Genomic DNA, 11,105 nt, shown 5'->3' with positions numbered 1-11,105 from the left:
GCCTGCGAAAGGTCGTGAGGTGAACATGATGAAGTCGAGCTTCCACCTGCACCTCTTGAGCCTCATGGCGCTCTGCGCCTGCGGCGAGGCACCGGACAGCCCCGCGGCGACGACCGAGGGCGGCGGCACGTCGGAGGGCAGCACCTCCGCGTCCGGCGGCTCTGCCAGCAGCGGAGCAACAGGCAGCGGAACTCCGGGCGCAGGCGGCGCAGGCGGCGCAGGCGGCGCGGCCCAGACCGGCTCTACCGGCACGGGCGCAGGGGGGAGCTTCGTGCCCGGCGGCACAGGAGGAGGCGACTCCGCTTACGTCCTCGATTGCGGCGCGAACGGCGTGGCCATCGAGAGCGCGGGCCCACCAGAGAACCGCATCAACTACGTCATCGTGGGCGACGGCTACGACGCCACGACCGTGAACACCACGTACCTCGAGCACATCGAGGAGGCGATGGCCAAGCGCTTCAGCAGCCCGATCGGCGAGCCGTACGGCAGATATCGCAAGTTCGTCAACATCTGCGCCGTCAAGCTGGTCAGCCGCTCGAACGGCATCCCTGGAGCGCTCGGCTGCACGGGCGACGACGAGAGCCGCCTCGCAGAGTGCGACACCCGCGCGGCGGATCAGGCGCTCAAGGCGAACCTCCCCGAGGACTTCGAGGTCGACTGGCACGCCATCGTGTTGAACAACGATCGGTGGTGGAACACGGGCTCGGCCTGGATGCTCTGGTCCGGCGGGCATGGGGACGCCGCCGGAGCGGCGCTGCACGAAGGTGGCCACGGCTTCCATCAGCTCGCCGACGAGTATTGCGCCAAGGCGACGGGCTCTGCCTGCGGCGCGAACACGTGCAGCGGCAGCGGCACGGAGTACGTCGAGGTGAACACCACGGGCAACTGCGCGACGACGGCGGGCAAATGGGACAAGTGGCTGGAGTACGACGCCGCCGACGCCACGGGCGTCCAGGGCACGTTCATCGGCAGCCGCTACGTGGATAGCGGACAGTACCGCCCGTCCTCGAACTCGATGATGAACAGCCTGTTCGGAGACAACAAGAACACGAGCTTCAACCCGGTCTCGCGCGAGAAGATGATCATGGACATCTGGATGCGCATCAAGCCGATCGACTCGGCCGATCCGCCTGCAGGGGCCGTCACGGATCCGGCGACGCTCGCGGTCAAGGTGATCGATCCCGACGTCATCAGCGTGGATTGGACGCTCGACGGCGAGGTGATCGCGACGGACGGCGGCCCCGTCTACAACGTCGCCGCGGCGGGCCTCGCTTCGGGCACCCACACCATCGTCGCCAAGGCCTACGACAACGCCGGCGAAGAGCTGGTGCGCTACCGCAGCGGCGAGTGCCTCGACCCTCCTCCCTCGACCAATCCCCGCTACATCGATCCCTGCTGGGGTCGCGACAACTGGCCCCGCTCGCAAGAGACGGTGACGTGGACCGTGACGATTCCATGAGGTCGGCGCGCAGGCGCTGGTCCGTCGCCGCGCTGCTGCTCCTCGGCGCAGCGCTTTACCTCGTGCATCGCTCTCGAGAGCCCGACGCGCGACGGCTGCCTTCCTCTCGGCAAGAGACGTCGCGCGAGGCAACGTCGCGCCGTCGGTCGAACGAACCACCGGCGTCGGCCGGCAGCACCGTGCTCGCCGCGGCGATCGACGACCTGCCCGTCATCGGGCCGAGCCCCGACGACCGCCACGACGGCCCCGCCCACCCCCACCCCATCACGCAGCGCCACGTCGAGATCCAGCATGAGAACGGCCTGATCGGGCTGCTCAACGACGCGATGAGCGCGCGGAACGGCGCGCGCATGCGGGAGCTCGTGCACGAATATCGTCGCACGCATCCCGGCGACCCGAACCATCTCCAGGACGGCTACGAGATCATCGCGGACTGCCTCGACGCGCCGGGCGAGGCGTCGAGAGCGGCGGCGGAGGGCTACTACGCCGAGCATCGCGCCTCGACCGTGAGGCGCTTCGTGCGCAGGATCTGCCTCGAAGGCGGCTGAGCCGCGTCCCCACAGGCGTTCGCCAAGCTCGTTCGGTCACGCTCAGGGCACGAAGCCCCCTCCACCACCATCGGTCACCAACGTGAACGTTCACGTGGTCGTGGTCGTGGTCGTGGTCGTGGTCGTGGTCGTGGTCGTGGTCGTGGTCGTGGTCGTGGTCGTGGTCGTCGCGTGAGCCGGCGGACCATCGCCCCCTCCCAGCCTGACCGCACGAGAGTAGAGTTGCAGCCGGGTTCATCCTCCGGGACGGGAGAAGCGTCGCGATCCGGCAGATTGTGATTGACAGTCACATTGTGAACGTTCACATTGAACTCGGGGCACATCCTTACTGGCTTAGCCCGGCCAACGGGTCGTCATGCGCAAGGGAACATTCGTCATCGGGATCGATTTCGGCACCGACTCCGTTCGGGCGGTCGTCGCGGACGCGCGGAACGGCGAGCTCGCGGGGGCCTCGGTCGCGCCCTACCCGCGCTGGGCGCAGGGCCTCTATTGCGACGCGCGCGCGCACCGGTTCCGCCAGCATCCGCTCGACTACCTGCATGCCATGGAGGCGTCCATCCGCGCGGCCCTGGACCAGGCGGGCAGCGACGTCGCCGCGCACGTGCGCGGGATCGCGGTCGATACGACCGGATCCACGCCGGTCCTGGCCGACGCGAAGGGCAGGCCTCTCTCGCTCAGCCCACGCTTCGAGGAGGACCCGGACGCGATGTTCATCCTCTGGAAGGACCACACCGCGGTGGCCGAGGCGGCGCGGATCAACAGCGTCGCCCGGACCTGGGGCGGCGTGGACTACACGAAGTACGAGGGCGGGGTGTACTCGTCCGAGTGGTTCTGGGCCAAGGTGCTCCACGTCCTCGAGACCAATCCGGCGGTCGCGCGCGCGGCGGTCACCGTCCTGGAGCACTGCGACTGGATCCCCGCCGTCCTGACCGGCGCCGACGACCTCCGGCAGATCAGGCGGAGCCGCTGCGCCGCCGGGCACAAGGCGATGTGGCACCCGGAGTTCGACGGCTATCCTTCGAACGAGTTCCTGGCGAGGCTCCATCCGCGCCTGCCCGCGCTCAAGGCCACCCTCGGCTCGCAGACCTGGACCGCCGACGTGCCCTTCGGGACGATCTCGCCCGGGTGGGCCGTGACGCTCGGTGTCCCGGACGACGTCGTCGTCGCCGTCGGCGCCTTCGATGCGCACGTGGGCGCGGTCGGCGGCAACATCCAGCCGAACCGCCTGCTCAAGGTCATGGGCACGAGCACGTGCGATATGCTCGTCGTCCCGAAGACCGGCGCGCCGGAGGTCCTCGTCGCCGGGATCTGCGGCCAGGTCGACGGCTCGATCCTCCCGGGCGCAATCGGCTACGAAGCGGGGCAGTCCGCCTTCGGTGACGTCTTTGCCTGGTTCAAGCAGCTCCTTAGCTGGCCGCTCCTCGCCATCCTCCCTGCCCTGCCCGGCGCCGGCCACTCGGACCGGAAGACGCTGGCCGACGTGACGCTGGCCGATGCGGCGATCGAGCGGATCATCCCCGAGCTGGAGCGGGCGGCAGCGGAGATCCCGCCGGCGCGGAGCTCCGTGCTGGCGCTCGACTGGCTGAACGGGCGCAGGACCCCGGACGCGGACCAGCGGCTCAGGGGCGCCATCGTCGGCCTCGATCTGGGCACGGACGCGCCGCGGATCTACCGCGCGCTCGTGGAGGGGATCGCCTTCGGATCGCGCGCCATCGTCGAGCGCTTCCGATCCGAGGGGCTCCGCATCGACGGCATCATCGGTGTCGGCGGCGTCGCGCGCAAGAGCCCCCTCACCATGCAGGTCCTCTCGGACGTGCTCGACATGACGGTCGAGGTCCGCGCCGGCGAGCAGCCGGTCGCGCTGGGCGCGGCGATGTTCGCCGCGACCGCCGCCGGCCTTCACGCCACCGTCGAGGACGCGCAGCGCGCGATGTCGCCTGGAACCGAGGCCCGGTATCTGCCGGATCCCACGCGCGCCAGGCTCTATGACGCGCTGTACCGGGATTATGTCGCGCTGGGATCGTTTGTGGAGAGGGAGTTGACGCAATGAGCGGGATCGCCATGCAGGATCTTCGAGAAGGCTTCGAGGTGTGGTTCTTGACCGGCAGTCAGGACCTCTACGGTGAGGAGGCGCTGAAGCAGGTCGCCGAACACGCGCGGGAGATCGCCGCGTCCCTCGACGCCTCGGGCAAGCTCCCGGTCAGGGTCGTCTGGAAGCCGACGCTCAAGAGCTCCGAGGCGATCCTCGCCGTCTGTCGCGAGGCCAACGCGTCGCCGCGGTGCGCCGGCGTGATCACGTGGATGCACACGTTCTCTCCCGCGAAGATGTGGATCGCGGGGCTCAAGCGCCTGGAGAAGCCGATCGCGCACCTGCACACGCAGTACGGCCGCGAGCTGCCCTGGGACAGCATCGATATGGACTTCATGAACCTGAACCAGTCGGCCCACGGGGACCGCGAGTTCGGGTACATCGGCGCTCGCTTGCGCATCGACCGGAGGGTCATCGTCGGCCACTGGACGGACGGCGACGTCCTCGCCAAGCTCGACATCTGGGCGCGCGCCGCCTGCGCCATCCTCGACGGGCGGCGGCTCAAGATCGCGCGCTTCGGCGGCATGAACATGAGAGAGGTGGCCGTCACCGGCGGCGACCGCGTCGAGGCGCAGGTCAGGTTCGGCTGGTCGGTGAACGGCTATGGCGTGGGCGATCTCGTGGGGCGCATCGCCGAGGTCGACGAGCGCGAGGTCGATCGCCTGGTGGCGGAGTACGACGAGGCGTACACCATCGCCCCCGCCCTGAGGAGGGGCGGAGATCGCCACGGCGATCTGCGGTACGCGGCGAGGCAGGAGGCGGCGATGCGCTCCTTCCTGAAGGAGGGCGGCTTCGGCGGCTTCACCACGACCTTCGAGGATCTGCACGGGCTCAAGCAGCTCCCCGGCCTCGCGGTGCAGCGGCTCATGGACGACGGCTACGGCTTCGGGGCGGAGGGCGACTGGAAGTCCTGCGGCCTGGTCCGCGCCCTGAAGATCATGGCGACGGGCCTGCGCGGGGGCGTCTCCTTCATGGAGGACTACACGTATCACCTGGTCCAGGGGCGAGAGCGCGTCCTCGGCGCCCACATGCTGGAGATCTGTCCGTCGATCGCCGCCGGGAGGCCGTCGCTGGAGATCCACCCGCTCTCGATCGGCGGCAAGGGGGACCCGTGCCGGCTCGTCTTCGACGCCGGGGTCGGGCCCGCTGTGAACGTTGCCATGATCGACATGGGCGGCCGCATGCGGATCGTCGCCAACGAGCTCGAGTCGGTGGCGCCCGACAGGGCGATGCCGAAGTTGCCCGTGGCGCGCGCGGTGTGGATCCCGAAGCCTGATTTCAGGCTCGCCTGCGAGGCGTGGATCCTGGCTGGAGGCGCCCATCACTGCGCCCACAGCCGCGCCGTGACCATGGCGCACGTGGAGGACTTCGCCTCCATCGCCGGCGTCGAGCTGGTCCGCATCGGCGAAGGGACCGACATCCGCGCGCTCAAGAACGAGCTCCGCTGGAACGATCTCGCCTACCGGCTGGCGCACTGAGGGCCACGACGTGAGCGCGACCTATCGAGAGCTGCGCGAGCGCGCCTTCACGGCGAACATGGAGATCCCGCGCATGGGGCTCGCGATCTACACGTTCGGCAACGTCTCGGCGTTCGATCGCGACAGGGGCGTCCTGGCGATCAAGCCGAGTGGCGTCCCTTACGATCGGCTGTCGGCCGACGACATGGTCGTGGTCGATCTGGAGGGGAAGGTGGTGGAGGGACACCTCCGCCCCTCCTCGGACACCAGGACGCATATCGTTCTCTACGCGAGCTTCCGCGGGTTGGGTGGCGTGGTGCACACGCACTCGACCTACGCGACTGGTTGGGCGCAGACAGGCACGCCGATCCCGATCTACGGTACGACGCACGCGGATCACCTGGCCGAGGACGTACCCTGCACCGAGGTGATGCGGCCGGACGCCGTGGAGGGCGACTACGAGACGGAGACGGGGAAGCAGATCATCGAGTGCTTCAGGGATCGTAACCCGCTTCACACACCCATGGTGCTGGTGGCGGGACACGGCCCCTTCGCGTGGGGAGAGGACGCCGAGAAGGCGGTGTACAATGCGGCGGTGCTCGAGGAGATCGCGAGGATGGCGTTCATCACCCGCACGATCCACCCGGGCGCCGCGCGCCTGCCCGACGCGCTCGTGCGCAAGCACTTCGACCGGAAGCACGGGAAGAGGGCGTATTACGGGCAGAAGTGACGCCGGACGTCGGGGGACGACGGCGAGGATGAGCGAGGTGCCTCATGGAACGAGGCGATGGACGAGAGGAGACGAGCTGCGCCATGAAGAGGAGAAACTTTGTCACCACGGGGATGGTGGCGCTGGCAGGGCTGGCGCTGATCCTGGTCGGGCAGGGCTGTCAGAAGGAAAATAAGCAGATCACGCTCGGGTTCTCCCAGATCGGCGCGGAGAGCGAGTGGCGGACCGCGAACACGAAGTCGATCGAGGAGTCCGCCAAGGCGGCCGGGATCGATCTCAAGCTCTCCGACGCGCAGCAGAAGCAGGAGAACCAGATCAAGGCCATCCGGTCGTTCATCGCCCAGAAGGTCGACGTCATCGCGTTCTCGCCCGTGGTCGAGACCGGCTGGGAGCCCGTCCTGCGCGAGGCCAAGGAGGCCAAGATCCCCGTCATCCTGACCGATCGCGCGGTGGACACGAAGGACGACACCCTCTGGGTCAGCTTCATGGGGTCGGACTTCGTCGAGGAGGGCCGCCGCGCGGCGAAGTGGCTGGTCGAGAAGACGAAGGACCAGAAGGACCCGATCAACATCGTCGAGCTGCAGGGCACCGTCGGCTCGGCCCCCGCGATCGATCGCAAGAAGGGGTTCGAGGAGATCATCAAGGACAAGCCCCAGTTCAAGATCATCCGCTCGCAGACGGGCGACTTCACGCGCGCCAAGGGCAAGGAGGTCATGGAGGCCTTCCTCAAGGCGGAGGGCAAGAACATCAACGTCCTCTACGCCCACAACGACGACATGGCGATCGGCGCGATCCAGGCCATCGAGGAGGCGGGGCTCCGCCCCGGCAAGGACATCCTCATCATCTCGATCGACGCGGTGAAGGGCGCGTTCGAGGCGATGATGGCGGGCAAGCTCAACGTGACGGTCGAGTGCAGCCCCCTCCTCGGGCCGCAGCTGATGAGCGCTGTGAAGGACCTGATGGCGGGCAAGCAGCTGCCGAAGCGCATCGTCACCGAGGAGGGCGTCTTCCCGATGGAGACGGCCGCCCAGGAGTTCCCGAAGCGCAAGTACTGAGCGCGTAACGGTGGCGCCGCGGAGGCCGCCGGGGAGGACGTGAGCGATGCAGAGCGGAGCCGTGCCCGTGCTCGAGATGAAGCGGATCTCCAAGGGATTTCCTGGCGTACAGGCGCTCTCTTCCGTCGATTTTCGCATGCTGCCCGGGGAGGTGCACACCCTCATGGGGCAGAACGGCGCGGGCAAATCGACGCTGGTCAAGGTCCTGACCGGCGTCCACCCCCCGGATGACGGGCAGATCCTGCTCGAGGGCCGGGAGATCAGGCCCTCGAGCCCGCAGGACGCGCAGGCGCTCGGCATCAGCGCCGTGTTCCAGGAGGTGAACCTCTGCCCCAACCTCTCCGTGGCCGAGAACATCTTCCTCGGGCGCGAGGACGCCGGCGTCTTCGCGATCCGGTGGGGGGAGATGCGCCGGAAGGCGAGCGCCCTGCTCTCGGACCTCAACATCCACGTCGACGTCACCGCGCCGCTCTCGACCTTCTCGATCGCCGTGCAGCAGCTCGTCGCGATCGCCCGCGCGCTCTGCGCCAAGGCGAAGATCCTCGTCCTCGACGAGCCGACCTCGAGCCTGGCCGAGGACGAGGTGAAGACGCTCTTCTCGGTCATCCAGCGGCTCAAGGCGCAGGGGATGGCGATCCTGTTCATCTCGCACTTCCTCGACCAGGTGTTCGAGATCTCCGACCGGATCACGGTGCTGAGGAACGGTCAGCTGGTCAGCGAGACGCCGGCCGCCGAGCTGTCGCGCATGGAGCTCGTCACGCGGATGGTCGGGCGCGAGGTCGCGGAGGACGGCCCGGCCCGGGCCGAGCGCGCGCGGGCGACGATGCCGGCGGGCGGGCAGGCGCCCCTGTTGCGGGCGCGAGGGCTCGGCAAGAAGGGCTCGGTCAGCGATGTCGATCTCGACGTGCAGCGCGGCGAAGCGCTCGGCCTCGCCGGCCTCCTCGGCGCCGGAAAGACGGAGACGGTGCGGCTCTTGTTCGGGCTCGACGGGGCGGACCAGGGATCCATCGAGATCGACGGGGAGCCGGCGCGCATCGGCTCGCCGCTCGACGCGATCGCGCGCGGCCTCGGCTTCTGCCCCGAGGACCGGAAGGTCGAGGGGATCCTCGGCGACCTCTCGCTGCGCGAGAACATCGTCGTCGCCCTCCAGGCCAAGCGCGGCATCTTCCGCAACCTGTCCCGGGACGAGCAGGACGACATCGCCGGCCGCTACATCCAGCGGCTCGGCATCGTGGCCGCCGACGCGGAGGTGCCCATCTCCAAGCTGAGCGGCGGCAACCAGCAGAAGGCGCTCCTGGCTCGCTGGCTGGCGACCGATCCGCGCATGCTCATCCTCGACGAGCCGACCCGCGGCATCGACGTGGCGGCCAAGGGCGAGATCATGGGCAAGGTCATGGAGCTCTGCGATCGGGGCATGGCGGTGGTGCTCGTCTCCTCGGAGATGGCCGAGGCGCTGCGCTACTCGGACCAGGTCGTCGTCCTGCGCGACCGGCGCAAGGTGGCGGAGCTCGCCACGGACAAGACCGACGAGCAGGCGGTCTACCAGATCATCGCGGGAGGTCAGCCGTGAGCGCGGCCGCCGCCTCCCTGCGCCGGCTCGCCAGCGGGAGCACGTTCTGGCCGCTGGCGATGCTCGGCTCCCTCCTGCTGTTCAACCTCGTCAGCAATCCGCAGTTCTTCGCGATCACGGTCAAGGACGGCCACCTCTACGGCAGCGTCATCGACATCCTGAACCGCGCATCGCCGCTCATGATCATCGCCATGGGGCTCACCCTGGTGATCGCCACCCGCGGCATCGACATCTCCGTCGGCGCGGTCGTGGCCATCTCTGGCGCGGTCGCGGCGGTGCTGATCGGCGGCGAGCTCTCGCCGAGCGGCGGGACCGGCATGGCGGACGCGACGCGTGTCCCGCTGCCGATCGTCGTCTGGAGCGCGCTGGGCGTGGCGCTGGCGCTCGGCATGTGGAACGGCACGCTGGTGTCGATCTTCGGCATGCAGCCGATCATCGCGACCCTGATCCTGCTCGTCACGGGGCGAGGCATCGCCCAGCTCATCACGGGCGGCCAGATCATCACCATCTACTACAGCCCGTATCACGTCATCGGGAACGGCTTCCTCCTGGGCATCCCGGTCTCGCTGTTCATCGTGGCGGGCGTGAGCGCCGTCGTCTGGCTCTTGACCCGCAAGACCGCGCTCGGCATGTTCATCGAGGCGATCGGCGTGAACCCGGTCGCCTCGCGGCTGGCCGGGATCCGCGCGCGCACGATCACCTTCGCCTGTTACGCCGTGTGCGGCCTGTGCGCCGGCATCGCCGGGCTCATCGTGAGCTCGAACGTCAAGAGCGCCGACGGGAACAACGCGGGCCTCCTCTTCGAGCTCGACGCCATCCTGGCCGTGGTCCTGGGCGGGACATCGCTCTCCGGGGGCAAGTTCACGCTGGCGGGGAGCGTCATCGGCGCCCTGACCATCCAGACGCTCACCACCACCATCTACTCGGTCGGCGTGCCCCCGGAGGTCAACCTGGTGGTGAAGGCGCTCGTCGTCTTCCTGATCACCATCGTGCAATCGCAGAAGGTCAGGGATCTCATCGCAAAGCAACGGACGAGGAGGGTGGTCACACCATGATCGACACCGCCGCCGTGACCGGACGGAGCGGCACCATCGCCGCGACCGGACGGAGCGGCACCACCGCCGCGACCGGGCGCTCCGTCCGGATCGACCCGAGGCACCTGCCGCTCGCGGTCACCAGCAGCCTGTTCGTGCTCATGTTCGCGGCAGGGTCGTACCTGTTCGACGGGTTCTTCTCGCTGCAGGTGTTCCTCAACTTCTTCATCGACAATGCGTTCCTTTTGATCACCGCCATCGGGATGACCTTCGTCATCCTCTCCGGCGGGATCGACCTCTCGGTCGGCTCGGTCATCGCGCTGACCACGATGGTCTCGGCGTCGCTCGTCGAGAAGCACGGCTTGAGCCCTGCCGTGGTCATCCCGCTCGTGCTGGCCATGGGCTCGGGCATCGGCCTCGTGATGGGGCTCGTCATCCAGTACTTCAAGGTGCAGCCCTTCATCGTCACGCTGGCGGGCATGTTCCTGGCGCGCGGGCTCTGTTACCTCATCAGCATCGACTCCATCACGATCCGCAACGGCTTCTACGTCGACGTCTCGTCGCACCGCATCCCGTTCCTGTTCGACACCTCGATCACCTGGAACGTGGTCATCGCGCTCGCGCTGTTCGCCGCGGCCATCTACATCGCCCACTACACGAGCTTCGGCCGCACGGTCTATGCGATCGGCGGCAGCGAACAATCCGCCCTGCTCATGGGCCTGCCGGTGCCGCGGACCAAGGTGCTCATCTATACCTTGAGCGGGTTCTGCTCGGCGCTGGCGGGCGTCGCCTTCACGTTCTACATGGTGTCCGGCTACGCGCTGCACGCCGGCGGAATGGAGATGGACGCCATCGCCGCCGTCGTCATCGGCGGGACCCTGCTGACCGGCGGCCACGGCACGGTCGTCGGCACCCTCTTCGGCGTGCTCATCTACGGCACCATCCAGACCCTCATCATGTTCGAGGGCACGCTCAGTTCCTGGTGGACCAAGATCGTCATCGGCCTCCTCCTCCTGGTCGCCTGCCTGCTCCAGCGGGTCTTCGAGCGGCGCGCCCGTACGGCGTGACACGACGGGGATGAAGTGCGTTCCGCCAAGGTCCGTGTGGCGCCGATAGGCACTTTCGTGCCCGTTCATTGATCATTTCGGAAGCCCTCGGGAATT

At 68.3% G+C, this 11,105-nt stretch carries 9 protein-coding genes; all 9 read left to right on the top strand.

Annotated elements, in window-relative coordinates:
• Window positions 1-25: 25 nt before the first annotated feature.
• The 9 genes from WMF12_RS17515 to yjfF all read left to right on the top strand — a co-directional run bounded on the left by WMF12_RS17515 (window position 26) and on the right by yjfF (window position 11,009).
• The gene (locus WMF12_RS17515) at window positions 26-1,459 is read left to right on the top strand and encodes a M64 family metallopeptidase (protein WP_437872673.1); all 1,434 of its coding nucleotides are present in this window, start codon (window positions 26-28) and stop codon (window positions 1,457-1,459) included.
• On the top strand, window positions 1,438-2,007 hold the full coding sequence (locus WMF12_RS17510) for a hypothetical protein (RefSeq protein ID WP_437872672.1): 570 nt from the start codon (window positions 1,438-1,440) through the stop codon (window positions 2,005-2,007). Before WMF12_RS17515 ends, WMF12_RS17510 begins: the two co-directional genes overlap by 22 nt.
• Before the next feature lie 355 nt (window positions 2,008-2,362).
• Complete coding sequence (locus WMF12_RS17505; RefSeq protein WP_437872671.1) at window positions 2,363-4,057, top strand: ribulokinase; 1,695 nt, start codon at window positions 2,363-2,365, stop codon at window positions 4,055-4,057.
• Between the two features lie 11 nt (window positions 4,058-4,068).
• Window positions 4,069-5,574 (top strand): L-arabinose isomerase, encoded by a 1,506-nt coding sequence (gene araA, locus WMF12_RS17500; protein WP_437873864.1) that lies wholly within the window; start codon window positions 4,069-4,071, stop codon window positions 5,572-5,574.
• A gap of 10 nt (window positions 5,575-5,584) precedes the next feature.
• Complete coding sequence (locus tag WMF12_RS17495; RefSeq protein WP_437872670.1) at window positions 5,585-6,283, top strand: L-ribulose-5-phosphate 4-epimerase; 699 nt, start codon at window positions 5,585-5,587, stop codon at window positions 6,281-6,283.
• A gap of 83 nt (window positions 6,284-6,366) precedes the next feature.
• Window positions 6,367-7,338 (top strand): ABC transporter substrate-binding protein, encoded by a 972-nt coding sequence (locus WMF12_RS17490; protein WP_437746779.1) that lies wholly within the window; start codon window positions 6,367-6,369, stop codon window positions 7,336-7,338.
• A gap of 46 nt (window positions 7,339-7,384) precedes the next feature.
• Window positions 7,385-8,908: a sugar ABC transporter ATP-binding protein gene (locus tag WMF12_RS17485; protein ID WP_437872669.1), complete on the top strand. Its 1,524-nt coding sequence runs from the start codon at window positions 7,385-7,387 to the stop codon at window positions 8,906-8,908.
• Window positions 8,905-9,963 carry an ABC transporter permease gene (locus WMF12_RS17480; protein ID WP_437872668.1) on the top strand — a complete coding sequence of 353 codons (1,059 nt, stop codon included), beginning with the start codon at window positions 8,905-8,907 and terminating at the stop codon, window positions 9,961-9,963. Before WMF12_RS17485 ends, WMF12_RS17480 begins: the two co-directional genes overlap by 4 nt.
• Window positions 9,960-11,009: a galactofuranose ABC transporter, permease protein YjfF gene (gene yjfF, locus WMF12_RS17475; protein ID WP_437872667.1), complete on the top strand. Its 1,050-nt coding sequence runs from the start codon at window positions 9,960-9,962 to the stop codon at window positions 11,007-11,009. The genes WMF12_RS17480 and yjfF overlap by 4 nt, the downstream gene beginning before the upstream one ends.
• The last annotated feature ends 96 nt before the right edge of the window (window positions 11,010-11,105 follow it).

It is taken from the genome of Sorangium sp. So ce363 (genome assembly GCF_051520435.1).
Taxonomy (GTDB): domain Bacteria; phylum Myxococcota_A; class Polyangia; order Polyangiales; family Polyangiaceae; genus Sorangium; species Sorangium cellulosum_B.
Note: the sequence above shows the minus strand (reverse complement) of the source record. Positions and strands in the feature narration are given on the sequence as shown.